23 protein-coding genes are annotated in these 24,929 nt (G+C 38.3%); 9 read left to right on the top strand and 14 right to left on the bottom strand.

Annotated features, from left to right (window positions below; genetic code table 11):
- Nucleotides 1-86: 86 nt before the first annotated feature.
- The 3 genes from CLV81_RS16355 to CLV81_RS16345 form a co-directional block, all read right to left on the bottom strand.
- Complete coding sequence (locus CLV81_RS16355; protein ID WP_106146411.1) at nucleotides 87-1,196, bottom strand: DUF2911 domain-containing protein; 1,110 nt, start codon at nucleotides 1,194-1,196, stop codon at nucleotides 87-89.
- Nucleotides 1,197-1,483: 287 nt separating this feature from the next.
- Nucleotides 1,484-1,918: a DUF1801 domain-containing protein gene (locus CLV81_RS16350; RefSeq protein ID WP_245912070.1), complete on the bottom strand. Its 435-nt coding sequence runs from the start codon at nucleotides 1,916-1,918 to the stop codon at nucleotides 1,484-1,486.
- A 14-nt stretch (nucleotides 1,919-1,932) separates the two neighbouring features.
- Nucleotides 1,933-2,754 carry a DUF2306 domain-containing protein gene (locus CLV81_RS16345; protein ID WP_158259141.1) on the bottom strand — a complete coding sequence of 274 codons (822 nt, stop codon included), beginning with the start codon at nucleotides 2,752-2,754 and terminating at the stop codon, nucleotides 1,933-1,935.
- A gap of 231 nt (nucleotides 2,755-2,985) precedes the next feature.
- Between CLV81_RS16345 and CLV81_RS16340 the strand changes: the two genes are divergently transcribed.
- The 3 genes from CLV81_RS16340 to CLV81_RS16330 are packed head-to-tail and all read left to right on the top strand — an operon-like array spanning nucleotide 2,986 to nucleotide 5,384.
- Nucleotides 2,986-4,146 carry a sensor histidine kinase gene (locus tag CLV81_RS16340; RefSeq protein ID WP_106146407.1) on the top strand — a complete coding sequence of 387 codons (1,161 nt, stop codon included), beginning with the start codon at nucleotides 2,986-2,988 and terminating at the stop codon, nucleotides 4,144-4,146.
- The gene (locus tag CLV81_RS16335; protein WP_106146405.1) at nucleotides 4,143-4,853 is read left to right on the top strand and encodes a LytR/AlgR family response regulator transcription factor; all 711 of its coding nucleotides are present in this window, start codon (nucleotides 4,143-4,145) and stop codon (nucleotides 4,851-4,853) included. Before CLV81_RS16340 ends, CLV81_RS16335 begins: the two co-directional genes overlap by 4 nt.
- 30 nt (nucleotides 4,854-4,883) lie before the next feature.
- A complete protein-coding gene (locus tag CLV81_RS16330) occupies nucleotides 4,884-5,384 on the top strand; it encodes a hypothetical protein (protein WP_106146403.1) in 501 nt (166 codons plus the stop codon).
- 323 nt (nucleotides 5,385-5,707) lie between these two features.
- Here the strand turns inward: CLV81_RS16330 and CLV81_RS16325 are convergent, their stop codons facing one another.
- The 3 genes from CLV81_RS16325 to CLV81_RS16315 all read right to left on the bottom strand — a co-directional run bounded on the left by CLV81_RS16325 (nucleotide 5,708) and on the right by CLV81_RS16315 (nucleotide 8,951).
- Complete coding sequence (locus tag CLV81_RS16325) at nucleotides 5,708-6,325, bottom strand: hypothetical protein (protein WP_106146401.1); 618 nt, start codon at nucleotides 6,323-6,325, stop codon at nucleotides 5,708-5,710.
- Between the two features lie 196 nt (nucleotides 6,326-6,521).
- The gene (locus tag CLV81_RS16320) at nucleotides 6,522-7,988 is read right to left on the bottom strand and encodes a hypothetical protein (protein WP_106146399.1); all 1,467 of its coding nucleotides are present in this window, start codon (nucleotides 7,986-7,988) and stop codon (nucleotides 6,522-6,524) included.
- Between the two features lie 402 nt (nucleotides 7,989-8,390).
- A complete protein-coding gene (locus CLV81_RS16315; RefSeq protein ID WP_245912068.1) occupies nucleotides 8,391-8,951 on the bottom strand; it encodes a mycothiol transferase in 561 nt (186 codons plus the stop codon).
- Nucleotides 8,952-9,275: 324 nt separating this feature from the next.
- On the opposite strand from CLV81_RS16315, the gene CLV81_RS16310 reads away from it, so the two are divergent.
- From CLV81_RS16310 to CLV81_RS16290, 5 genes are all read left to right on the top strand, one after another.
- Nucleotides 9,276-10,139, top strand: a complete 864-nt coding sequence (locus CLV81_RS16310; RefSeq protein WP_146129922.1) for a helix-turn-helix domain-containing protein — start codon at nucleotides 9,276-9,278, stop codon at nucleotides 10,137-10,139.
- A 73-nt stretch (nucleotides 10,140-10,212) separates the two neighbouring features.
- The gene (locus CLV81_RS16305; RefSeq protein WP_106146395.1) at nucleotides 10,213-11,157 is read left to right on the top strand and encodes an alpha/beta hydrolase; all 945 of its coding nucleotides are present in this window, start codon (nucleotides 10,213-10,215) and stop codon (nucleotides 11,155-11,157) included.
- Between the two features lie 57 nt (nucleotides 11,158-11,214).
- Nucleotides 11,215-11,739: a nuclear transport factor 2 family protein gene (locus tag CLV81_RS16300; protein WP_146129921.1), complete on the top strand. Its 525-nt coding sequence runs from the start codon at nucleotides 11,215-11,217 to the stop codon at nucleotides 11,737-11,739.
- A 171-nt stretch (nucleotides 11,740-11,910) separates the two neighbouring features.
- Nucleotides 11,911-12,921: a helix-turn-helix domain-containing protein gene (locus CLV81_RS16295; protein ID WP_106146391.1), complete on the top strand. Its 1,011-nt coding sequence runs from the start codon at nucleotides 11,911-11,913 to the stop codon at nucleotides 12,919-12,921.
- 187 nt (nucleotides 12,922-13,108) lie between these two features.
- Entirely contained in the window at nucleotides 13,109-14,371 is a 1,263-nt protein-coding gene (locus CLV81_RS16290; RefSeq protein ID WP_106146389.1) for an alpha/beta fold hydrolase, read from the top strand.
- Between the two features lie 50 nt (nucleotides 14,372-14,421).
- Here the strand turns inward: CLV81_RS16290 and CLV81_RS16285 are convergent, their stop codons facing one another.
- The 8 genes from CLV81_RS16285 to CLV81_RS16250 form a co-directional block, all read right to left on the bottom strand.
- Nucleotides 14,422-15,477, bottom strand: coding sequence for a helix-turn-helix domain-containing protein (locus tag CLV81_RS16285; RefSeq protein WP_106146387.1), 1,056 nt, complete (start codon nucleotides 15,475-15,477; stop codon nucleotides 14,422-14,424).
- A gap of 98 nt (nucleotides 15,478-15,575) precedes the next feature.
- Entirely contained in the window at nucleotides 15,576-16,679 is a 1,104-nt protein-coding gene (locus tag CLV81_RS16280; protein ID WP_106146385.1) for a type 1 glutamine amidotransferase domain-containing protein, read from the bottom strand.
- A gap of 216 nt (nucleotides 16,680-16,895) precedes the next feature.
- Entirely contained in the window at nucleotides 16,896-18,731 is a 1,836-nt protein-coding gene (locus CLV81_RS16275) for a phytoene desaturase family protein (RefSeq protein ID WP_106146383.1), read from the bottom strand.
- A gap of 408 nt (nucleotides 18,732-19,139) precedes the next feature.
- Nucleotides 19,140-20,048: a helix-turn-helix domain-containing protein gene (locus tag CLV81_RS16270; RefSeq protein WP_106146382.1), complete on the bottom strand. Its 909-nt coding sequence runs from the start codon at nucleotides 20,046-20,048 to the stop codon at nucleotides 19,140-19,142.
- 11 nt (nucleotides 20,049-20,059) lie between these two features.
- A complete protein-coding gene (locus CLV81_RS16265; protein ID WP_106146380.1) occupies nucleotides 20,060-20,683 on the bottom strand; it encodes an outer membrane beta-barrel protein in 624 nt (207 codons plus the stop codon).
- A gap of 14 nt (nucleotides 20,684-20,697) precedes the next feature.
- Nucleotides 20,698-22,032 (bottom strand): lactonase family protein, encoded by a 1,335-nt coding sequence (locus tag CLV81_RS16260; protein ID WP_146129920.1) that lies wholly within the window; start codon nucleotides 22,030-22,032, stop codon nucleotides 20,698-20,700.
- An 89-nt stretch (nucleotides 22,033-22,121) separates the two neighbouring features.
- Nucleotides 22,122-22,703, bottom strand: a complete 582-nt coding sequence (locus CLV81_RS16255) for a hypothetical protein (RefSeq protein WP_106146377.1) — start codon at nucleotides 22,701-22,703, stop codon at nucleotides 22,122-22,124.
- Between the two features lie 10 nt (nucleotides 22,704-22,713).
- The gene (locus CLV81_RS16250) at nucleotides 22,714-23,505 is read right to left on the bottom strand and encodes an MBL fold metallo-hydrolase (RefSeq protein ID WP_158259140.1); all 792 of its coding nucleotides are present in this window, start codon (nucleotides 23,503-23,505) and stop codon (nucleotides 22,714-22,716) included.
- A gap of 446 nt (nucleotides 23,506-23,951) precedes the next feature.
- Here CLV81_RS16250 and CLV81_RS16245 point away from each other — a divergent pair, with 446 nt between their 5' ends.
- Complete coding sequence (locus CLV81_RS16245; RefSeq protein WP_106146373.1) at nucleotides 23,952-24,881, top strand: PNPOx family protein; 930 nt, start codon at nucleotides 23,952-23,954, stop codon at nucleotides 24,879-24,881.
- Nucleotides 24,882-24,929: the final 48 nt, after the last annotated feature.

Here is a 24,929-nt window from a genome sequence, read left to right as displayed (position 1 = left end):
TGGACCTTAAAGAATCAGACAGCATAAATATCCATGTAAAAATGGAAGGACCAAAGGCTCCATTTTAATTTAACCTAAATACATGGCTATTCAATAGATTTTATTGATGAAAGAACCTGTTCCTTTCTATCTTGTGGGGCAAGTTCAAGTGCCTTTTCAAATGCCGATTTGGCCTGTTTGCTATTTTTTAAAGCTATAAGGGCATTTCCCCTATTAAAATGTGCCCGCCAATAGGCTTTGTCTTTTTTGATGGCCTCACCGAAAACATATTCTGCCCTATCAAATTTTTCTTCCCTCATAAGCCTTCGACCATATCTCTCAAGATAAATGGCACTACCAACTTCTATGGCTCGTTGAATGGCTAGCTCTGCACCGGCCTCATCTCCGAATTGTTTCAATAATTTTGCCTTAACATCCCAATTGGAGAAATTCTCCTGCATTTTAATCGATTGTTCAATCCATTGCAACGCTTCTTCTGTATTGATACCATATTCCGCACAGTAATCAGCTGCTTGACACCAACTAAACCACTCCCAGTAGGCATCCGAACGCAATTGTTCACGAATATGTTCCAAGGCTATGTTGTCAATATCCAAAGTAAACTCAAGTTCCGCTTGCTTATCGGCCCAGCCTAGTACTATCGAAAAAGAATCCCGTTCCCGTTTGTTAAAATCAAAGCTCATCCATTCCCTATGTTCTCCTGTGGACTTGACAGGTACTGTTATCCTAAGGGCATCCTCCTCCTTGTTATAAAAATAACTCCCCCAAGAAGTGTGGTTATCGGAAAAAATAAATGTCCATTCATCAGCTTCGGGTAATAGATGGAGTCCATAACTGCCTGCCTCCAATTCTTGACCGCCAATTTGTACTTTGTCAGTTATTGTGATGACCGTATTTTCATTGGCTCCAGCTCGCCAAACCTTTCCATAAGGAACAAGTTTCCCCCATATTTCCCTTCCTTTTGTACCAGGACTATGATAACTGATTGTAACGTCAGTATATCCGATACGTTGTTTAATTATTGATTGTGGGCTTTTGTCAGGTAGAGTTAACGGGTTATGAATGTTGAAATGCTGTGCATTCAAATTGTATGTTGCAGTCAATACTAGAAGAACCAATAGTCCAGTATTTATAGACTTGATGGCTTTTTTCGATGATGAGGTTAGACCTTTTCTTTTAAGATTTTTGGTTTTCATAATCTAAGGAAATATGTCCAAAAGGTATGAATTATAGAATAATGAATGTTTAAATATCAATGCTCTTGGTTCTTATTTTTTAAGAAAGTATTTCCCGGACTTTAATTTTGGTTTTGTCCTATCACCTATATCAACAGTTCAGTTTAATTGACTTCAGCTAGATGAATCTATATGTTTACTTTCCAAATTATTACTGAATTTGAATCAGTAAACTGAATTTTCAGCTATTGGCAATGAAATATAGTTTTAAGGAATTGTAGGCTTTAGTTTACCATTTAAAATTCCCATCATAGACCAAGCATTGGAAACTGCTTTACCTTATGATACGTCAGTGCAGTTTTAATACAAGATTTTAGCTCTTCGATAGGCAATTCATCTTTCATTGGAAATATAATGGCTCTTTTGCCTTCAAACCTAAATACATTTTTAAATACTATTTTGAAGGTGGGAACCAATCTACTGGTACATTGAAAATACATCGCATACTGGTCAGGACTTTTTGGTTTCCAATCTATTCTGATGGTACTTCCCGTTTTGGTCAAATAACTGGGTTCTCCCCACTTTAAAGTTTCCTCAAGCATTGAAACCTCCTCAGTTTCGTTAGCAGTTTCAATGATTAATCTTCTAAGATTATCCATCTTATCACACACTGTCTCTGGATAATTATCAAAGACCGCTTGTACGCTGGAATTGGTATTTACTTGTATTCTTTGCAATGACATGAATCGGGTTACATTCAAATATATAAACGTTTTAACCAAATATGTCCAAAACTATAAGTTCCAATAGCAATTACAATAGCTAATAGAAGAATAGAAATGGAGATGGTGAAAGAAAGTGACCTACTGCTTCTGTTTTTTGACAAAAAAAACAGCTCAATCAATAAAAGCGGTAGAAGATAACTCCCAAAACCAATTAGAATGTTGGTGATGCCTTCCAAATTTGGTGCACTTCCTGGTATTTTTCCTTCAAAAATGAAGCGACAGAAACCGTACCATATTCTAATGAACCATACACCACTCACCACTATGAAGAGTCTTATAGCCCATTTTTGATGTGCCTTAAAGTTGCGTTCTCTAGCTGTTTTTATCGCAAGATAGGCGAACCACATAATGAGTATCGCATTTAGAGCATTTGCCAGTTTCAAAGGAATCTCACCCAAAGTATGGCGGGTGATTATCATGTAGAGTCCAGTAATACTTGCTATGAAAGCTGTGACAATGTATAAACGACCTGATATTCTGTGAAAAGCCCTAAAATTATTCCGTACAATTGGCATCAACTGTAGAGGTCCCCCAACAGTAATTACAAAGGCGAATAATAGGTGTATTCCGAGCATTAGGTTTCCCAACAGGTCACCATCTATCAACCCCGTTGGCATTACCTTGCCCCATTTTTCAAAATGACCGTTAATTGATGATTTCCCATAAAATACCAACACGTAAAATGCAAACAAAAATTGACCGATAGCCATAACAATGAAGCAAATTTTGATAGCAAAATCCATTAACGTCATTGACGTGGAATTACTCTTGCCTCCTATAATATCTCTACTCATTTCAGATATATTTAGCACTAAGGAATACAATAACTTGAGTACATTTAAATGAGTTTGACCAGACCTATTAAAAAGTTTATGAAACCCAACAAACATTTGGTTTTAGTACAAAAAGGTTATTTGAACTTTATTAGAGTTGTAAATCCATAAAACTTAGGATAAAGTCAACTATTTTGATGGTTTGATAAAAAATACTTGCTGTTTTAGGGTATATTTTTTTATTATTCAATTATGGACAGGAACATCTTAACGGATCAAGAATCGTGGTGGTTTATCAGGTACAAGTTATATCATATCTTCTTTTGGGGATTTCTATTCTATTTTTGGGCCATAGCAGTATACGATAGTGTAAGTACCGCCACCGAGACCTTATTCTTCTCTCCCAAAGGGGTACAGTACATTTTTATTGTCATCATACATACCTTAGCCGTTTGGTTTTGCCTTTACTTTTTGTTGCCCAGGTATTTATACAAGAAACAACCCTATAAGTTTGCTATCCACTTTGTTCTCTGGGTACTTCTAGTAAGCATGGTTTTAGTAGGAAGCTACTTTCTTAGTTCTGAGATTATTGGAATGCCCATTGATTACTATAATTATTTTTCGGGAGATAGGAGTTTGACCAATTTCTTTACAACCCAGGCCCTCCCTTCAAGTGCTGGTACAATGCTTTTGGGCCTTAGCATTAAGCTTGCCAAAAACAACATTCAAAATCAAAGAAGGCAGGAATTACTGGAAAAGGAAAGATTACAGACTGAGCTTCAATTTCTAAGGCATCAACTGAACCCCCATTTTTTGTTCAACACTATTAATTCTATTTTTTTCCTTATCAAAAAACAGCCTGATAAAGCCTCTAAATCCCTTGCTAAATTCTCTGAGCTATTGCGGTATCAACTTTATGAAAGCAATGTGGATTTTATTCCCCTCTCCAAGGAAATCAATTATTTGGAAAACTTCATTGCGCTGGAACAACTTCGAAAAAAAAGTAGTTTGAGGGTAATCTTCAATCAAAATTATGAGGAAAAAGAGGCTTATTTGATTGCTCCATTCATTCTCTTGACGTTTGTAGAGAATGCCTTCAAGCACGTTTCCAATGAAAAGAACACGCTTAATTGGATTGAAATATACTTAAGTATTGAAGACACAAACACTTTAAAGTTTAATATCATCAATAGCAAACCAGCAACAACTGACAATGGGACTTTCACGGCAGGTGGAATAGGCCTAGAAAATGTTAAGCGTAGACTTAACCTTATTTATCCCTCAATTCATTATCTCGAGTTCCAAGATAAAAAGTCAACATTTTCGGTTAGTCTTAGTCTAGAACTAAAAAGTGTAGGTTCCGGTTTTAACGAAAATAGAATTTATCACGCCATGAAGAAGAAAACGATATGATTAAAGTAGTCATAGTAGATGATGAACCTCTTGCCTCTGAAGGCCTGGCAAGTTATGTTCGTGAGCTGGATACTCTACAGCTTGTTGGAACTTGCGAAAACCCCATCGAACTAATGACTGTCTTGGAACAACATTCCATCGATTTAATCTTCCTTGATATTCAAATGCCTAAAATGAGCGGTCTTGATTTCATCAAGATTAAGAAAAACCTACCATATATAGTAATAACCACTGCATATCCTAATTATGCTGTGGAAGGTTTCAATCTTAACGTTACAGATTATCTTTTAAAACCCATAACTTTCGAGCGCTTTGTCCAAGCCGTCAATAAGGTGTTGGATTTGGAAAAGCAAATGAAGGCTGTTGAAACCAGTCATTCTGAAAATCACTTTTTTATTAGAAGTAATGGTAAATATGAAAAAATTTACTTTTCGGACATTGAGTATATCCAGGGATTACAAAACTATGTTACCATCTTTACTTCAAGGGAAAAGTATACCACACTTCTGACTCTAAAACAACTTGAAACAAACCTAGATGCCGAAGGTTTTGTTAGAGTACATAAATCATTCATCGTTTCCTTGGACAAAATTAACTCCATAGAGAATCACGAGATACGGCTAACCGATAAAACAATTCCAGTAAGTAAGAATTATAGGGACTTGCTCATGGAAAAGGTGGTAAAGGGAAAGCTTTGGAAACGATAGTACATTTTACAACTGAAAAACATAAAAACAATGGATAGAAAAACATTTATGCAAAAAACCACTGGGGGTATTATACTCGGTGCTTTGCTTCCTTTCACAACCTACTCACAGGAACAGCAATTACCGAAACCGTTGGATATCCAATTGGTAAAAGACTTTGTTGTTGCCGGCCACCGAAGCCTTCAAACCGTTAAGGAAATGCTAGAAGAGCATCCCTATCTGATTCACACTAGTTATGATTGGGGCAAAGGAGATTATGAACAAGCGATTGAGGGAGCTGGGCATCTTGGCAAAAAGGAAATTGCTAATTTTCTTATTGAGCAGGGTGCTAGATTGAATTTATTTGTGCTGACCATGTTAGGAAAGACTGAACTTGTAAAACCTGTACTAGAGACCTATCCAAAACTAATTTTCTCAAAAGGTCCACACGGATTCAGTTTACTTCATCACGCCAAGGTAGGCGAGGCTAAAGAATTGCATGATTATTTAACAGCGAAAGGATTGAATACGTATAACCTCGGTAAGAATTAAAGAAATGGGCATAGAACTTTACTAACTCAAACCGGGATTAAACAGCAAAATTGATAGAATTGAATTTTTTTGAAGAAATATGTGACCTTATGAATTAAGTAGTGTCTGATTAGCTGAGATAAAGAAGAGTTCAATTCAAGAATTTCTGCTTTATCCTCAGAAGAAAATCAGCACACCCATCGTAACCGGAAACGTTAAGAATTCATTCATCCGGGACTGTACCTCGGTGGGTGGTCTGTTTTTGTGTTATGAACTACTGATTGATGACTGCGCATAGCAGACTCAAACAATGGAACAATATTGTTTCAATAGATTACACTTGTTTATTTAAAGCAATGGGCAATACAAAATTCGTATAGCTCAGGAACGGTTTTGATTGATGTCTCTGGGTTGGTAATCTCTTCTAGTAAGGATGGACAATCTGAAAAATACGCTTTAAGCTGTTTCCTACGTAATCCAAAAATACCTTGAGTGACCCGCACCATTTCATTGGAGTTTGGTCTATGAAAGAATGGAACTGCATCCAGATAGGAACTGTCATCATCTTCAACAAGTTGTTCGTAATAAACAAGTTTTTTACTTCGTTGTATCACCCTTAAAAAAGTCTTAGGAGTAGCTATATCGCTATAATATCTGAATTTGAAAAACGTACTTTCTTCCCTAAAGGGTACGGACGCAAAATTTTGTCCATGATAGCCGTATCCCAGAATATCACTAGGACCATACTTTCTCGTCCTAGAATGGTCAATTTTTTTAAATCGTACTTTGTTATAAAGTGAAACAAAGGGTTCTTGCGAACGGTCCTTGATAAGTCCTTGAATGGTATCACCACTCTTTTCAATTATATACCCTTCTAGGAAAGTTTTTTTCTGAGCATTCAATGGGAATAGACTACACATTAAAATGGCTAGCAATAATCTTTTTTTGAAAATCTCACCCATTCAACTTGCTTTGGTATTCACCATAAAACCCCAAATTTTATACCATTGTTAGTGTAATGGATTGTTTGAACCTAATTTTGGGTATGTAAGAAGAAAAGTGTGGCCCGATAATGCCGAAGTTTAACAACTAGCAAATAAAACGGGAACTGTGGATACAGTTCCCGCCAATTCTATAAATACTGTTTGTAGACTTTATTTATTTTAAGGATTTGGCTTTTGCAAAAGCTTCCTCTGCTTGCTCGATTTGTCCCAAAGCTTTTAAAGCAGTGCCTAGGCCTTCCCAAAAACTGGCATTTTTCGGAAAACTTTCCACAAACGTTCCAAAGACAAAAGCTGCGGGCTGATATTGTTGCTGGTCCAATAACATCTGACCTACTTGACTAAATTCTTGTTCGAAGTTGATATGTTGATACTTGGAATCTTGAATAATACGCCCAGCATCTGTTTTGAGTTGTTCCAGCTTCCCTTCTGCAAAAAGTTGCCTAAAATATGCCATAGGGTCCACTACATCAGTAGGATCTATGGTTTCAATAAGTGCTAAAACGGGATCTTGATTGCTACGGTATTCATCAAAAGTGGACTCTGCATAAAAATTAGGTGTAGTGGCATCCGCGTTCTCCCATTGAGGTTTGTCCTGCCACCATGCAAAGGAAAGGTAGGTCTTTATCCCTGAGTTAGGTAACTGCACTAATTTGGTGTCCCCGTAAAAGTTCTTGTTCTCGGAAGTAGGTTCCCCAACTATAATGGCCTCCGTATAAGTCTCCACATCGTTGGTCAGGTTTTGACAAGCGGAGAAGGTATTACGGCCAATAATATAAAAGAAGTTTCCCCGTTTGTTGAGTTTTGGCCGGGCCATAATGCCCTTGATGAAGTGAATATTGTTGTAGTTGTTGCCTCCCCCATTCAAACGCACGTCATAGATGAGTTTTTCTACACCTTGCGTATCTATAAAATCAAACAGGCGAGCATAAAAATCTTTTAAGGTCTCTTCTGGGTGATCGAATACCGAGCTTTGGCGCACGTAGAGGGTCTTCGTACCTTCCATCAACTCAAAATAAAAATACTTGTCATTGAGGTATTTTAGGTAGAAAGGGGTTTCACCTGCCTCACGTACACTCAGCCAGTTGTCATTGGCAATGGTATATAGGTAATCTCTAGACATATCCGCCAAGGGAATGGCCGAAAAGCTATGGGTAAAGCGTTCGCCATTTTTTTCTAAGCTCAAACTTACCTCTTGTTGTAGCGTCTTTGTAAGGCCCTGAGCGTGCAATACGGCTGGGACAGTTAGAAAGCGTAGGCCATAACCTTTAAAGTACTGGTCGTTTTCTGCAGGGACAACCGGTCTGATCTTAGCCAAAGCTTCTTCAACTGGCACGCCATTCACGGCCAATACTTTGGCACCTAAAGCTTTGGAATGTTCTTTTTGTACTCCCTCAATGTAGATACCATCCTTAAAATGATACAGGTTCGCTGGAAGCACGGCATCTTTGGCCAATGTACTAAACGGAATTTGGGTGTGACCATAACCAAAGGCGGATACCATTCGGGTTAACCCGACTCTGATTTCATGTTCAGCTAAGGTTGGAATTTTGACCCGCAGCTCAGAAACCTGTTTGTCCCAAGCCTCTTTAGAGATTTTTTTAAACAAAAACGGATACTCCATATGAACTTGTTCCTGCAGGTAATCCAAATCGGATTGCCATTGTGCTGAAGTGAGTTTTTATTGAGCTAAAATACTGTTTGATAAGGTGATGAATACTACTACTAATAGTATAGGTTTAAAGATGGTGGTTTTCATAATTTTGACTGATTTAATGTATTGGAGTGCAAGAAACAGTGTTTGTTACATTTTTCAATCTGCATTTTTCTGAACCATCTTATTCCTTGGTTGAAACATCATATTGAAGTTTTGGATAAGTAATCATATGATTGCCAATGAATGGCACTTACAACGCGAAAATTGAATTTTTTTAAACATTGATTAGGTTTAGGTATCGATTTAGTAGGCTACCTCTCTACCCTACTCACTTAAAAGACTAGAGAACATCCTGATATGGCAATTTTATCAAGGCAATCTGTTCTTAATGGTTGCTATTTGCCCCATATGGTTGGCCGAATGTTCCATCACATGATACCAAATATAATGGTAGTTCAAACCCTCCTCTATATTTGAAGTGAACCATTTGTCATCTTTGGTTTTAAGTCCTTCCAGTGTTTTTGTACGAACTTCATCCCACAGATTCAAATAGTATTGTATCGGCTCACCTTTAAGTATGCTTTTTACTTTTTCATTAAGTTCGCCTGCCACACCAAACCGTTTCAATTCAGCTTCTGTCCATTCCCGACCTTCCAATGTCGCTATCTGGTAATACGATTCCGTAGACACTAAATGCATTATCAATGACCCGATGCTGTTGGCATCTTTATCATACAAGAAATCTGTTTGCGTTTGGTCCAAGTCTTTAACTTGTTGGGTAATTCTGTCTTTCAAGTCCTCCATCATATAGACCATCAAACCGATTTGCGGAGAATAACCGTCTACTGATTTAAGCTCCCCTTGGGCATTCAAAAGCATTGTTGCCAGAAAAAGCAGTAAAAAGGTTATGATTGTCTTCAGGCACTTCATAGCACTATTTTTCAAATTAATAAGTCTCTTTTGGATAGAACATAAAGTTAACGCTTATGTGCATCATATATAGAATTGCTAAGCAATAATTCATTTTGTTGCCACAAACGTTTTCAAGGGGCTGTTAAACATTCAAAGATGTGTTATCCACAAATTTTCCATCCCAATCTTCAAACTGTTTTTCCATGTAAAGCTTTAAGCATAACTAATCTTGATACTGTGGCTTATTAGAAAACCTTGTGCCAAGAAGCTTGATAATTGAGCACATCTAGATTCTAATTCCTAATTTTATTTTCATTCTAATTCTCATATTCAGCTATAAAATTGGAAGTAAAGAAACACGGTTTTGACCGAAAAAAGTATAACAGAGAGCTTCTTATGGACTGCGTGTTCTTTTCGGAAACCGGCCGGAAGGTAATTACGGGATACCCATTCTGCTATGATTTTCATGGCATTTTCATTCAAAATAGCGGACAGGCCAAAATCTCCATTGACAATGAATCTCTTAGCCTTGACAGAGGATGCTTTATATTTTTACGCGCTAACCAAGTAAGGGAATGGGTTGCCCTTACACCTGATTTCTCTGGATATCTGTTAATATTCGAGAATGAGTTTACGGAGACATTTTTTAATGATGATCTTTTTGTACATCGATTTCAGTTCTTCCAAGTGAGCCAACCAGCGGTTCTACGCTGTAGTGAAGGTTTTTTATCTGAACATGTCGAAAGTTGTAGGAGAATTGGCAGGGAATTGGATAATCTTCAGGACGACAGTCACCATTACCTACGGTCACTGTTGTATAACATGCTAATAAGCATCAATCGAAAGTATATCAAATCCTATAATCTATCATCGGAGCTTTATCAGGATAACATTTCCTTACGATTTAGAAAATCCTTGGAGGAAAACATAAGGAATACCCAAAGGGTTGAAGACTATTCTAATTTGCTCAAAGTCAGTCGTAGCCAACTTAATAAGGCCATAAACAAAACATCAGGAAAATCAACCTCGGTGATTATCCGAGAGCGATTACTAACAGAAATCAAACGGGATTTGTTGTACTCAGACAAAAACATTTCTGAAATCGCTTATGAGCTGGGGTTTTCTGATAATTCAAATTTTGTTCGATTTTTTAAAAAACAAACCGGACTTACTCCAAATGATTTTAGGTCTATTAATGCGAAATGACCATTTATAATCCATATTGACAATCACTAATATCCGTTATACTTTTTCCTTTGTGCTAAGCAAAAAAGTATGTATGAAAGTCAGAATTATCATCCTTTTAACCACCTTGGGTTTAACGCAAACTGCCTGCAAGCATTTAAAAAACGATGAACAGGTTATTTCTTCAGTGCAAAATGAGGTGAAGTCCACTAAATTTTGGGCGCACAACTACAATATGGAAATGGATGTGTCTTATGGTGATGACCCAGCCCAGCGTGTTGACATTTATACCTATGGGAGCCACATAGGGGAACCCAACTGGTTTGCGCGAAGTAAAAACAAAAAGCCAACCTTGGTATGGATTCATGGTGGTGGTTGGCGATTTGGCAATAAGGAAACCGACGCATGGTTCTTTTTCCATTTTTTAGAGCGAGGATGGAATGTGGTCAATGTTGAACATAGACGAGGTTTAGGAACAGCGCCAGATGCCGCGGAAGATGTTCTTTCAGTTATGAAATGGATTAGCGAAAATGCTGAAGAATATAGATTGGATACCAATAAGATTGTTGTTTCAGGGGCTTCGTCCGGTGGTCATTTGGCAATGCTTGCTGGTTTGGTCAATAGCGTCCCGGAAAGCCATCCTGCCTATGTAGGTGATAAAATCAGGATTCAGGCAATTGTTAATTGGTATGGTATTACAGATATCCAAAAAATAGAAGCCTATTTGAGTTCCCAACTTCCCAATCAAAATTTTGTGTTGAACTGGGTACAAGACAAAGAAAAAATACCTGAAATCTCAAAAAAATATTCCCCGATCAATTATGTTACTGAAAATGCCCCTCCCATCCTGACCATTCAAGGAGACCTAGATACGTTGACCCCATACGACCAAGCTCTATTGCTTCATGAAAAACTTGAAACCGTAGGTGCTAAAAACCAATTGTTGATCCTGGAGGGAGGTACTCATCTCGGTTTTAGCGAGGAACAATTTCAATTGATTTTCAAAACCATATTTGATTTTTTGAAAGCCAACCCTTAGAAAATCACTATAGAACACAGGACTTAAGAAGGTAGTACATTTCCAAAACCCAATAAAATGAGAAGTTATTTAACATCAGCATTCGTATTGTTTTCAAGTATAATTACGATGGCTCAACAAGATAAAAATGAAGTGTATTTTCCTTTGGAAGATGTTGCAACACTTTCTGGAATAATAACCATAGCATACAACGGTATTTCAGGTGAAGCAGGAACCTCTCGCCAACTGGAAAAAATGAAAAGCTTATATGCTCCGAATGCCATAATTTTCAAGAACACTTCAATCAAGGGGAAACCATCAAGAAAAGTTTTGACCTTAAATGAGTTTTATAGCGAAATGGGAAACATTAGGGAATCTGGATTTTTTGAAGAAGAAATCAATCGTGAAGTTAGAATTTTTGGAAACATTGCCCAAGTATGGAGTACTTATCAAGTTCGACATGATAAAAACGGGCCGATTATCCGTAGGGGCATTAACAGCTTGCAACTCCATTTTAAAGATAACCGATGGTGGATACTTTCCTGGGGTTGGGACGGGGAAAGTGAGACAAACCGAATTCCGACCTCTTTTGATTCGTACTGAAAAACAAAGAACATATAGTTACTTAAACAGTACTCGCTGCCATGCTGCCCGATATCTTAAAAATCCTACTACTGAATAAGTAATACATAACTTCTCTTTTCTACATTATCTTTTTACATTTGAAATAAGGGTGAATCAATTGTTATTCAGCTATATATAACCATATTTAACATGCTAGACGCAATACTTGTATCAATCATTAGTGGTTTTGGTTTGGGATTGAGCTTTTTTTTTGGAATACTCTTTTTGAGAAATAAAAAGCTGTCAAACCGTATTCTGGGTTTACTTTTGATTGTTTTCGCGCTTCGCATCACGAAATCCGTTCTTTACAATTTTGTTGAGTTACCTCTATTCGTAAAAAATTTAGGACTAGCAGCAAATTTAGCTGTTGGCCCACTTTTGTATTTATATGGCTATCATTTGCTATATCAAAACCAGTCTTTTAAAAGGTCCTATTTGTTGCATTTCATACCCTCGCTATCGTATGTCTTATTTGGACAAGTGATTCCAAACTCAGATGATAGTGTTTTTTGGAAAGCTAGTTACATCTTTATTCTGTTTCAGTCTTACACCTATCTTGGATTGAGTATTTACTTGTATCTAAAGAAAATGAATCATGTACAGAAAGAGTTGAAGCTGTGGTATGTTCGACTGATTTTTACCTTGGGATTAATCTGGATGACCTACACATTTATCTTTGTCGGCATTCTCCCAATATACTCAGCAGGTCCTGTGGCCTATTCCTTTTTTATAGTCTTGTTGGCATATCTGGGAATAAACTCAAAAAAAACCTTTAATCTTAGTTTGACGCCAAAGTATAGCACTTCTTCACTAACTCCAGAAAAGGCAAAAGCATATTTTGAAAAAATTGAAGATGTAATGAAGGAAAGGCAATTATATCTAAATCCGGGATTAACCGTAACATCTGTTGCAGAAGCTATTGGTATATCTTCACGCAATGTGTCGGAAATCATAAACAAATATGCTGACCAGAATTTTGCCAGTTATGTTAACGACTATCGGATAGAAGAAGCTAAATCCTTGTTGAAGACACGAGGTAAAAAAACTAAAATAATCAGTGTTGCCTTAGATGTCGGATTCAACAATCTTTCTTCATTTAATGTTGCATTTAAGGCCATGACGAATTTGACCCCTTCTGAATATAGGGCACAGTACGACTAAGCCTACTTTTCTGGATTAATTCATTTGCCCTAATTGTTATCAGCTTCCTCGTGGATTTGTTATAAAACACTTAAGCATGATTGGTACTTATTGCTTTTCCAATAAATCTGATAAATCGTTTTCCAATTCATGAATCCATAGGTTAAAAAGGTCCACTACGCATAATTTGGAGCCTAAACTTATCCACATGAAAAACATCCGAATACTTCTTTTTTTTATAGGGTTTATTGCCCTTTCTATTGCGCTCGATAAACTACATGCTCAAGAAACCATTTTTGATTTTGATAACAATAGTACCGTTCTTAAAAGGAATAATAGTATACCCCTAATGGAGCGTTACTTACAGTCGTTGGATAAAAAGGGTAATTTAAAGGAAGAAACCATCTTTGATAGAAATAGCATGGTGTATGAAAATGATCTTCCGATACCCGTAGTAAAGCGATACGAGGAAATTCTGGGTATAACCGGAAGGTTTGAACTGGTTGGCAATGTGAATCTATGGATTGAAGAAATAGGAGAAGGCATCCCTCTGGTTTTGGTAGGCGGAGGCCCTGGTACCAGTCTCCATTACTTCCATCCGCATTTTTTAAAGGCATCAAAGTTTTCAAGGGTGATTTACTATGATCTTAGAGGAGTAGGATTATCAGAAAGAACACCAGAAGAAGAGGAATACAGCATAATACAAGCGGTAGACGATTTGGAAAAGCTTAGAGTGAAACTAGGTATACAAAAATGGGTTGTTCTAGGATTATCTTTTGGCGGAGCAATAACTCAGATTTATTCCCTAAAGTATCCAGAGAGCTTGTTGGGAATGGTTTTGGTAAGTTCAGCGCTACCGATGTCAATTGATATTGGATTGGGGTCAAGACAGTATGACTATCAATCTCAAGAAGAACGCAATAGAATTGAAGAAGTGTATTCCCTTAATGGTAAAAGGGTATTCCCAATACATTCTGAAACGGTAAATCCGAATTTGCAAAAAAAAATGTTGTTCAATGCTTTTATGAATGGCGATTGGAAACGAAGACATCTAAGAAAGTGGACTGTAACGGATATGGCCATGTATGCTAGGTATGAATTTGTCCACGATAAAAATTATTATACCAGCATGCTTAATGATTACTTCAATTATGATCTCAAGGATGCATTTGCAGATTGCCCTATTCCCACCCTTATTATTGATGGCGAATGGGATTTGGCCTATTCTTCAGAAAAACATGAACTGATGAAGGCCCAATTCCCCAATGCCAAAAGTATGTTGGTAAAAGGTGCTGGCCATATTCCCTATGAAGATGATCCATCGACGTTTTTTGAAACACTGAAAGGGTTTTTGGAATTCACAAAGTCAAACAAAGACGCCTCCTACACAAATTGGAGAAAAAGAGTGAAGCTTGACCAGTATAGAAAAAGAAATCTTGCCCAGGACCCAAAATTTCAAAAAAGAAAATAAATCGGTAAGAGATAAGAAAATGCATTTATCCTAAAAACAATAGTTAAGATTTAAGTCAAACTTCCCCGTTTTCTGAAGGAAGATGGTGTCGTACCCTCAAATTTCTTAAAAGCCCCATTGAAAGAAGATAGACTGCTAAAACCGACATCAAAGGCAACAGATGAAATGGTGTACTTATCATTTGTAGCATCCAAAAGCTTTTTTTTGGAATCTTGAATACGGTAATAATTGATGTAGTCATTAAAATTGCGCTTACCATATTCGTTAACCGCTGAGGATATCTGTTGTGAGCTCTTCCCCAATAGTTCACTGAGTTTAGACAAGGAAAGGTCGGGTTCTAAGTATAGCTTATCGCCAACTACAAGTTTATCTACAAATGTGAAAAGCAATTGATTGCTGTTTTCCTTGAAAACCATGCCATCTACATCGGTGGCTCGAAGTTCAAACGCTTTATAGCTTAAAAAGTAAACAACCACAGAATACAATAAAGGGCCAATGACGTAGGGTACGGCATCATCCAAAATATTCAGTACATAAATGCCCCAAATCAATATAAAGCCTATTAGCAACAGATGTAACCAATGAAAAACCGCTTTTTGGGACTTTGTCCAATGTTCCTTGGGATGTCTCTTTCGTGCTAACCGATATTCACGCCAAGCCAAGCCAATATAAAAAGCCAAATGGAGATATATAAAAATCAGTCCGCTCGAAAAGATTACAATAACCCATTCGCTATTCTCATACCATCCGCGGGTTACAAAAAGACTGGCCCCAAAAATCAGCCCAAATGGAGCCAATTCCAACAGATTTATTTTGAGCAATCTAAAATTAGGGCTGGTCATGCAAAGCACATACCAGCGAATTAGAGGTCCAATTAACAAGAGAAAAGTAAGTCCAATAAATATAAAAACGGGCTCCAACCCCTGCCCAAAGTTTAGTAGCACTGACTTTCCTATCCTGAATGCCATAAAAATCAAAATCAACCCTAAAAGAAGATTGGAAAGGCTTTTTCTTTTTTTGAAGAAGATGAGATAAAATGCACAGAGCATTCCATGCAACAGCCCAGCACTACTAAGAAGAATCAATACAACATCCGATACCTTCAAAAGTCAACGTTTTGACGAAAATAGAAATATTTAACACACAAAGACGCAGGACTCTTAAGAGTTCATGCGCCTTTCGTTATGAGAGTTTTGTTTTGGAATCATCCTTTTTGAGCTATTTTTTTAGTATAAGAGGTTAAGCCTACCAAGCCAAAGAACCTACCAATGTTACCTTGCATAGCTGCGATTAAACTGTGTTTGGCAATGAGAACGCGTTCTATTTCAACCTTCTCTTCCGTATACATTTGTTCTATTAAGGCCTTTGCCTTTCGAGAACCAGAAGTTTCATAAGTCACTAAAACTTCAACAGCATTTTCTTCGGGAGTCAACGCCCTATATTTTGGGGTATAACCCATCTCTTGGACCATTGTCTCCGCCAATTTCCAGGTAGACCAAGGATTTTGCCCCGTCACTAAATTTTTCTCATGGCTTATCTGTTCCAAGTACATCGCACCTTCATTAAACTGAGCACCTTGTGCCTCCAATTTGTCTTGTAACAGAAAGGGGAAAATGGTTTTGGCCTCAGGGATCAACAACAATTCTTCCTTGTTGGTGAACCCACTTACAGTTTTGTTTTCCAGTAAATGCTGGCCATTATCCAAAGTAACGTTGACTAGGGCTGCTGGACCGTGGCAAACCGCCCCAACCACTTTATTGGATTGGTATAGTTCCCGAATTATGGTCTGTATGGCTTTATTTTCAGGAAAATCGAACATGGCACCCTTACCTCCAACAAAGAATACTGCTTGATAATCTGATGGGAAAATATCTTCCACCGGTATGGTGTTCTTGGTCTTGTTTTGTGCAACGCTATCGTTCAAAAAGGCAAAATCAAATTCACCCATATCTTCATCATCAATAATCACTTTAGGCTCGCCGCCTTGTGGACTTGCAATGTCCACCTCAAAACCATTGGCCTGAAATACATAATAAGCGCGTGATAGTTCTGTAAGCTCATAACCGGTGATTTTACCACTGGTTCCCATGGTTTTAGCACTAGTCACTACAGCCAGTATCCTTCCTCTATGGTTGGGTACATTCTGGGTAAGGTAAGGTAATTCGCTAGGTTCAACTTTGGTATGGTCTATTTGCTCTTCTTTTTTGGGAATGAGACTCATAAACCACACACCAAAACCAAACAGCAATACTAATAATGAAGCCAAGCTGATTAAACTCCATTTAAGAACAGGATACTTCTTAAGCATATCATTTAATTTAGAATTATGCCGCGAAGTAAGGTTTCATCTTATAAAAAAGCTGTTGAAATTATAATTCCGTCAGAGTAAAATATGATTTGGGAAGAGCAAAGCCCCCAAGGACTATCCAAAAAACAAGATACTTCCCCAATAGCCGGTTGGCGAACTATGCCTTCAGAGAGAATGATGAGCCTCATGGAGATTGGTGTTTTGACCAGGCTAAAATTAGACCATCGGACCAAAAACAATTGCCTCATCCCCTACTTCCATCTGCTCACAACTTCTAGCAAAGCTGCTACCATCATTCATCATTTGAAATCTAAGCTGTTCATCTTCACCATTTGAAGTCAAAGGAAGCCAGCGATAGGGCAAATCCAACTCCATGACCTTAGGGTCCTTAAGTTTGAGTATGGTGTATTCGCCATTTTCATTCTTAAACCCAGCCGGTTTTTCGAAGTTTAATTCAATGGTATTGTCATCTACTAATTTAGATGATTTGAACTTAACTACACGATGGTCAACGTATTTTTCCGCATCAACATCAGACCATATCTTGTCTTTGGTCATCTGTAAGGCAGCTAAGAATCCTGCTGTTATGCTTCCCTCAAAACCACCTCCTGGAAAGGCCCAGGCTGATGCAAAATACAGGTTGGGTATCAGGATATTATTTCTGAATCGCTTACCTCCTGTCATTTGAAGGGTTTGGGCAAAACCGTAAACCGCCCCGCTGGGATTAAGGGTATAGCGTTTGATAGTTTTAGGAGTTGAGACCTCATAATATTCAATACTTTCTCGAATACCCGGGAACTTATCATCTAAACGTTGCAACAAGGTTTCTGCCACTTCTTCCTTTTTAGCCTTGTAATCTTGTTCACTTAGCCCTTCCCAAGACCTGAGATGGTCAATCGCACATATCACCCCAGCAGCCTTATCAGGAGGTGCTAGTCCTGCATCGACTTTCTTGTAATCCACAAAGATGAAGCTACGCTTTTTCCAATCCCCCAATTGGTTAGGGTGAACATCTCTTAATCGCTTAACGTCATCACCTTTGATAAAGTTCGAATAATACTTAACCCCAAACTTATCTACCTTTTGGTTAAAGCCTAGATACATGCACAAGAGCGAAGTAGAGTTGGTATATGAACCTATTTTTTTCTTAAGCTCACTGGCATAGGGCTCGTCCAACAAATCAGGCACAGTAGGGATAGCCGCATTGGCCACTACGTTGTCACAGCTTATGGTGACTGAAGGTGCTTCTTTGTCAAATACATCGCGAAAAGTAACTCCAGTTGCCTTGCCATTCTCGGTTACAATCTTTTCTGCAGTTTTTCCTAATAGCACGGTGCCCCCTTGTTTTTCAATAAAGGCCGCTAGACTATTGGACAATTCTTGTGAGCCACCTTTTACAAAGTGTCCACCACATTCTATGAAACCTGCAAGAGGTAGCCCAAAGTAAAGCAAGGCTAAATTATAAGGATCATCACCCCAGTAACCAACATGGGCGGTCATATCCAATTTTAGTTCTTCACTTTTTATGTTTTTATCTAGCCAGGAACCGATAGTCTCCCGGGTTGCTGTTACCAAGTTTGGAGAAAGCAAGGGCATTAAGGGATAGATTAACTTTCGCATGAAAGGAGACCGTGGTAGGTTCATGGACTCCTTGCGAATCCCAGCAATAAGTTTCATAAACTTCTTTATAGCCTTTTTTTCGTTTGGATACTTGTCCACCAGCGCCTTAGTTGCAGCCCCGTAACCATGGGGAAGAACAAAATCTTCCTTATCGGATAGTACACCATAAAACTCAGGGACTTGCAGAAATTCAACGTTCTTGTCCACCTCAAGCATTTTGAAGATATTGCTTAAGTTGCTTCCCTCTGCCAGACCACTCATTTCATGCAGGCCTACCTCGACAATAAAATCGCCTCGTTTAAAAGTTGTTGCACAACCACCGGGTTTGTAGTGCTGTTCCAACAGTAGGACTTTCTTTCCAAATTTTGAGAGGGTAGCTGCTGTAGTCAATCCTGCTAGCCCACCGCCGATAACAATGGTGTTGTATTTCATGCCGATTCAATTTACCTGCAAATTGTAGGGAAAGTCAAAATACTGTTTTGAGTCTAGGTAATACTCGTTTAGAGGAGTCAAAAGAATAGTGTAAACTTCCCGGGTTTGCGAATTACAGGTCGAAATTACCCTCAGAAAACAGAATATGAAATGATGAAGATCATACGAATAGACTTTTTAGCCAATCAAACGACCATTGACGAATAGTTGACAACTCGTACCTTTAGGAAGGATATTTTAAGATAAATGAAGACGTTAAAACACAATATCATTCTTGTTTTGGTACAGTTTGTACGTTTTAGAATATTTTGGTACTGTAGTAAGCGTAAAAAAAAGGCGCCATACCCATTGCTTTCTTATTGATAGGTGCAGAGCGTTGAGAAATTCCTGTACCAAAAGGATTTACATTTATACCTTTTTTCTAAAGTTTTTAGGGCTTTCACCTGTTTTTTCCCTAAAAAACCTGCTAAAGTATTGGGGGTATTCAAATCCCAACTGATAGGCAATCTCTGATATTGACTTATCACTTCCCAGTAGTAGGTGTTTTGCCTTTTCTATCAATTGAAACTGAATATGTTCTTTAGTGGTCTTTCCCGTAAGGTCTTTTAACATATCACTTAAATATTTTGATGAAAGATTGAGTTTATTGGAGAAATAACTGACTTCAGGAATGCCTACTTCTTGTAGGTCGCTTTGCGAAAAAAAGGATTTCAGTTCTTTCTCAAAAGTAGCAACAACTGAAGAATCTGCATCATTTCGGGTAATGAACTGTCTTTTGTAAAACCTTTTACTATAGGTCAACAACAATTCAATGTTCGACAAAATAACCTCTTTACTAAACTGGTCTATGGGCAGGACGTACTCATCAAAGATATTCTGGAAAATCTGTTCCATCTGCTCCTCTTCCTTCTTGGAGGCATGCAGGGCCTCATGAGTCTCATAATTGAAGAAACCGTAATCATTTATCTCATCCGCCAGTTTTGAGTTTGCTAATAATTCAGGGTCGAAATACAATTCCCAACCTTCAGATTCTTTAGCATCACATTGATCAAAGGATATCGCCTGGTTGGGGCCAACAAATCCTAACACACCTTCTTGAAAATCATAGGTTTTCCTGCCGTATTCGATATATCCCTTCAATTTCTTTTTTAAACTAATACTATAAAAACCCAAGGAAAGCATGCCCATTTCCTTGGCATGGGCAGGAATGTTCTCCAAACGTATTATACCGATTAGCGGGTGTTGTGGTTCAACTCCTGCTAGTTTGCACAGATCTATAAACTTTGGGATATGTGTGATTCTTTTTGTTTTTGACATACTTCAGTTTTTTAAAATCTCCAACCAATTAGGATATTGGACGGAATGAGGGTGGGAGGTATTACACTTTCTATATTAAAAGTTGTATCGCCTACTTGTTGGTCGTCCGTATTGTTTAAAATAAAGATGATGTTATAATTCAACCCAACATTAAAGTTTTTCTTTTTGAACGGATACCAGGTATAGCCAACTCCAAATGATGAGAACCAATTATCGAAAGAAGTGTCTGCGTCCGAAGCAATTTCATTGACTGTCCAGCCTTCAAAGCCCACACTTCCATTTACATAAAAACCAGCATCATAGCTCTCTTTACTAAATCGGTATCTTGCTTCTGCTGCAACCAAGTAATCCCAATCCACATTAATAGCTTGATTGTCGTTGAAAAAGAGGTCCCGAAAATCGTCGGGCAGCTCAAATCCTGCTTCGATATTTAGACCAAATGACCATCGTTTTGGCAGGTGATAAATACCTCGTACGCTATACCCTCCAAGGGCAAAATAGGCTGGATTGGTACTAATGCCAAAACTTCCTTTGTCGATGTGAGGGTCAGCATCTTGTGCCTTCACACTGTAGATTTCAAAACCTGCAAATACCACCAGGGTTATTAGTATAGTTTTAATTCTTATACTTTTCATAGCAATTTTAATTTTTATTTGATTAATAATAGATTGTGTACTCCACGGGCCACTTTTAGTTGTTTTTCCGTTTTGATCAATTCGTCATCCTTTACCTCCCAAAAGTCAATCCAACCTTCAGTAGGAAATTCTTCATTACGATCGTGATAGACAGCAACGGCGATGGTATTATTCTCCAAATCGAACACAGCATCCTCAGGAAGTGCGCCCTCAAAGCCATAATCTTTGCCCACTTTGGTCAGCTCTCCGGTATCCGGATTGATTTTCACCAGTGACAGTGACGATTCCTTTCGTGCAGGTACAAACCAAAACCCCTTTTTAGGTGCCCAAGTTCTTCTCATATTGGCGGTGACCGCGTAGTTGCCATCTGGACTGATATCGAATCCTTCTGGACTAAGGCCGACCTTTTCTTTATCAATGATTGTATGATTTCCTCCCTCATCAAATCCTATGGATACCAATTTTCCTTTTCCATGGGTAATCTGGCCCAGACCATCCCCCCATCTGAGATCGGAAAGGATAAAATACTTACCGGAAGGATGCCAATTCCCCACACTCCAACGTTTGGCCACCTCCATGGTTTTGCCCAGTTGTGAAAGCGATATGGTACCATTGTTGTCTGTAATTTTAAAAAATATCAAATGGGTATTGTTAAGGTTTGCCGCAATGATATTTTTCGTTGGATGAAATTCTATAGTCCGTATGCCGCCATTACCTGTGTCCTTTGTGGAAATGTCTTCGTGAGTAAAGTACTGTACACTTTCTATAAGTCCTTCTTTTAATCCCATTACTACCAATTCTTTTCCTATTGTAGTAGAACCAGATACCAGTAAAGTTCCGCTCGCATTGATGCTAACACCTTGAATGTTTTCACCAACTTCTTTTTCCTGTACTATTTTTGGTGTTGCGGCATTTGTGTAATCAACTACCGTAATTTTTTTTCCAACCGGGAAATCAGTAAAAACATTCCCCATTTTTTGAGCATCTCCCTTGTGAACCGACCTAGTTTCCGCCACGTAAGCAAGTTGATTTGTAGGGTTCCATTCAAGAATGGCAGGCCACGAAATAACCGAATTGCTCACGTGCAATGGCTCCATGGGATTTGACGAATCACCTGAACCATCAACCAACAACAATTCATCTTCAATTCCATTGACTTTGTTTAGCTCTCCGTTGGCATACGCCCCCGCAATCATATCAGCATCGGAAATGGCCAATAAACGCCCCTTAAAATTCGGGGATACATTTTGAGAGGGTGCAATGGACTGGCCTTGTGCTAAGTGCCAGACACTGAATAGGGCCAATACTGTGCCCAAACTAATTCCTGTAATTTTCATAGCTTTTTTCATTTTATTTTTCTTTGTTGATACATTGTTTTTTATCATAAGGGAACTATTGTTGTTTAGGGCGGTACTAGAGAGTTTCGTCGTGTAAAGTCTCAAAACTTCCATCCTAGCGTAATGCCTGGATTTAAAAGCAATCCGTTAAGTTCAAAATCGGTGTTGCTTAGGGGTTGGGGTTCGTCGCCATCCAGTATAAAAATGAACGATAAGTAGGGATGAACTGAAAAACCGCTCCGTTCCCAAGGATACCAAATATATCCTATGGTAGGGGTTATGAAAGCGTTGTCAAAATCTGCCGTTTCATCTTCAATCCTGATTTCCCATTCTTCATAACCAAAGCGTAGACTACCATAAAGACCTTCTTGATGTTTTTTAAAGTGATATCTCACTTCTCCGCGAATTAAATATGGTAAATCAACTTCGTCCAATAAATCCCCGTTGTCAAAAATGGCCTCGGTACTGAAGTCAGAGGTAAAATTGCCCCCTTCTCCTCCTACTCCTAAGCTCCAATGTGATTCGGGCAAATGGTAATAGGCGTTAAAAGAATACCCCGAGGACAACCAGCTTTGTATGGCTGTTTCGAAGGAGAACTGTCCTTTCGAGTTACCGTCTTGGGCGTACAGTCCTGAACCTAAGGTCATAATTATGATTAGTGCGCCTATTTTCGATTTTTTCATGATGGTTATTTCAATTGTTGTCTATGAATGTTCTAACTTTTTTAGCTGACAATGGTCCGCCATGACCTGGATACCACATTTTAATGTGGGTCTTATCAGCAAGTCTTTTGATTTGTTTCAGGTTTTCTTCCAAATTGCACATGAAAAGATGGTAAGCTGGTTTTTTCTTGTTCAAAGTTTGTCCACGAATTAAGTCGCCAACAAAAATTGCATCTCCCATTTCAACATATAGGGAACCTGGAGTATGTCCCGGTAAGAGCTGGACAAAACCATTAAAGCCAATACTCGAAAGGTCAAAACTATCCTTAACCCGGATATCGGGAACAAATTCCTCATACGTTCTCTTTGCGTGTGTTTGTTTTATCAATAGACCCAATGGGCCCCTTGGACAGAGGTTCTTGTCCGTACCTTTAGCTTTGATGATTTCTTCCTCTTCAAATCCGACCAATATTCTGATTCCAAATTTTTCTTTGAAATAATGTGCATTACCTGCATGGTCTGGATGCGCATGGGTCAATATCAGATAATCAATGGTAGAGGGGTCAATTCCAATATCCATTAGCTTTGACTCCAAAACCTCCCCTTTGTGGGGATTGCCCGAATCAATCATTAGTAGCTTACCGTCTTGTTCAACAACAAAAATGTTAGCAAAGGATTGGGTAATCTGAAAGATAGTAAGGTCACCTTTTGAATCATACTTTCCTTTAGGGGTAAAGCCTGCAAAAAACCATATAATAGCAAGGCCAATCACAAACCGTGTCAGTATTGCTATGGATAATATTTTAAACTGCTTAGTAGCCATTGCTTCCATTTTCGAGAACAAAATTGTTTAATCTACTACTGAAAAAAGTATACAAAAGGCGGAAAGTCTAACACAAAAGGCGGGAATTGAGTAAGATTCCCTTTTCGATAAAAAGAACTCAAGATGAGTTTTGAACAATTCGAGTTTAATGGACCCAAAACTACCTTGACCTATAAAGCGAGTTAGTTTAGTGATATAATAAGGTTAGGTCAATTATGTATTTTTTGTTTCTAAAAATTCATTATCCTTTAATGATTTTTTGTTTACATTTTAAAATGTTAATACCTTTATATTAAGCGGTTTAGTATCAAAAATGATGAAGTATAACAAATGCATACAATTGCACTGGTATTGGCCATTTGGCGAAATACTTTGAATAATCAAAGCATTGTCAAAATATGCTTAAAAGTGATTAAGTAGTTAAATGTAAATCCGACAAAGACAACATGGAAAAAGAGGTATTTCATGAAGGTGAACTGGCGGTTCAACGCAAGCTTGGAAAAGAAAAGGAGGCTAATAGATTGAAAAGAATGATTACCCCAGTCATCTTTCCTGGTATGGTACCCTTTATTGAACTGCAGACCTTAATATTTGCAGGAACTACCGATGCATCTGGGCAACCTTGGTCGTCGGCTCTTTATGGTGAATTAGGCTTCTTAAAGGTGCCAAACCGTAACGAATTGATAATACATCCAGAAAAAATCAAAAGCCCCAAAAGTGATGTTTTTTTCCAAAACATTGAAACCAATACCGAAGTGGGCTTCCTATTTATTCAACATGAATCCAGAACCCGTTTTAGGGTCAATGGCCGCGTGGTTAAAGAAAATGGGGTCATCAAAGTGCAAGTGGTTGAGTCCTATGGTAATTGTCCTAAATATATCCAAGCAGGAAAGTTGATACTTGACAATACCTTTGATGCCGATTTAGGTGAGGTGCCTGAGGGTACTGTACTTGGCCCAAATGAACTTGATATCATTTCTAGAAGTAACACCTTTTATGTTTCTTCCCGAAACAAAGACGGGAGAACAGACACATCGCATCGAGGAGGAAATGATGGTTTCGTTTCTGTAAGCCCCGATGGTACACTTTTGATTCCAGACTACCCTGGGAACAATTTGTTCAATACCCTTGGGAACATTCATCAATATCCAAAAACTGGGCTGCTTTTCATGGACCATAATTCGGGGACGGTGCTGCAGTTAGTGGGAGAAGCTAAGGTACTATACGGTAGGGATTCGGAAAAAGAACTTGCCGTTTCAGGAGAAACAGGTGTTTTCTGGGAATTCCGTACCACCAAGTGGATACGTACAGAAGGTCATTACAGAGGAGCCTGGGAACTATACACTTATTCGCCCTTCAATCCAACGGTAGAGTGACCTATTATTAAGAGGTTTCAGTTTCATTCCAAAGGTTGTTCTATATTT

The sequence above is a fragment of the Flagellimonas meridianipacifica genome (assembly GCF_003001695.1).
In the GTDB taxonomy this organism is placed as follows: Bacteria; Bacteroidota; Bacteroidia; order Flavobacteriales; family Flavobacteriaceae; genus Flagellimonas; species Flagellimonas meridianipacifica.
This window is presented reverse-complemented; position numbering and strand designations above follow the sequence as displayed.

Bases quoted from the DNA above. Each gene is read 5' to 3' on its own strand.
- CLV81_RS16355 (WP_106146411.1), bottom strand. From the start codon at position 1,196: ATGAAAACCAAAAATCTTAAAAGAAAAGGTCTAACCTCATCATCGAAA.
- CLV81_RS16350 (WP_245912070.1), bottom strand. From the start codon at position 1,918: ATGTCATTGCAAAGAATACAAGTAAATACCAATTCCAGCGTACAAGCG.
- CLV81_RS16345 (WP_158259141.1), bottom strand. From the start codon at position 2,754: ATGAGTAGAGATATTATAGGAGGCAAGAGTAATTCCACGTCAATGACG.
- CLV81_RS16340 (WP_106146407.1), top strand. From the start codon at position 2,986: ATGGACAGGAACATCTTAACGGATCAAGAATCGTGGTGGTTTATCAGG.
- CLV81_RS16335 (WP_106146405.1), top strand. From the start codon at position 4,143: ATGATTAAAGTAGTCATAGTAGATGATGAACCTCTTGCCTCTGAAGGC.
- CLV81_RS16330 (WP_106146403.1), top strand. From the start codon at position 4,884: ATGGATAGAAAAACATTTATGCAAAAAACCACTGGGGGTATTATACTC.
- CLV81_RS16325 (WP_106146401.1), bottom strand. From the start codon at position 6,325: ATGGGTGAGATTTTCAAAAAAAGATTATTGCTAGCCATTTTAATGTGT.
- CLV81_RS16320 (WP_106146399.1), bottom strand. From the start codon at position 7,988: ATGGAGTATCCGTTTTTGTTTAAAAAAATCTCTAAAGAGGCTTGGGAC.
- CLV81_RS16315 (WP_245912068.1), bottom strand. From the start codon at position 8,951: ATGAAGTGCCTGAAGACAATCATAACCTTTTTACTGCTTTTTCTGGCA.
- CLV81_RS16305 (WP_106146395.1), top strand. From the start codon at position 10,213: ATGAAAGTCAGAATTATCATCCTTTTAACCACCTTGGGTTTAACGCAA.
- CLV81_RS16300 (WP_146129921.1), top strand. From the start codon at position 11,215: ATGAGAAGTTATTTAACATCAGCATTCGTATTGTTTTCAAGTATAATT.
- CLV81_RS16295 (WP_106146391.1), top strand. From the start codon at position 11,911: ATGCTAGACGCAATACTTGTATCAATCATTAGTGGTTTTGGTTTGGGA.
- CLV81_RS16290 (WP_106146389.1), top strand. From the start codon at position 13,109: ATGAAAAACATCCGAATACTTCTTTTTTTTATAGGGTTTATTGCCCTT.
- CLV81_RS16280 (WP_106146385.1), bottom strand. From the start codon at position 16,679: ATGCTTAAGAAGTATCCTGTTCTTAAATGGAGTTTAATCAGCTTGGCT.
- CLV81_RS16275 (WP_106146383.1), bottom strand. From the start codon at position 18,731: ATGAAATACAACACCATTGTTATCGGCGGTGGGCTAGCAGGATTGACT.
- CLV81_RS16270 (WP_106146382.1), bottom strand. From the start codon at position 20,048: ATGTCAAAAACAAAAAGAATCACACATATCCCAAAGTTTATAGATCTG.
- CLV81_RS16265 (WP_106146380.1), bottom strand. From the start codon at position 20,683: ATGAAAAGTATAAGAATTAAAACTATACTAATAACCCTGGTGGTATTT.
- CLV81_RS16260 (WP_146129920.1), bottom strand. From the start codon at position 22,032: ATGAAAAAAGCTATGAAAATTACAGGAATTAGTTTGGGCACAGTATTG.
- CLV81_RS16255 (WP_106146377.1), bottom strand. From the start codon at position 22,703: ATGAAAAAATCGAAAATAGGCGCACTAATCATAATTATGACCTTAGGT.
- CLV81_RS16250 (WP_158259140.1), bottom strand. From the start codon at position 23,505: ATGGCTACTAAGCAGTTTAAAATATTATCCATAGCAATACTGACACGG.
- CLV81_RS16245 (WP_106146373.1), top strand. From the start codon at position 23,952: ATGGAAAAAGAGGTATTTCATGAAGGTGAACTGGCGGTTCAACGCAAG.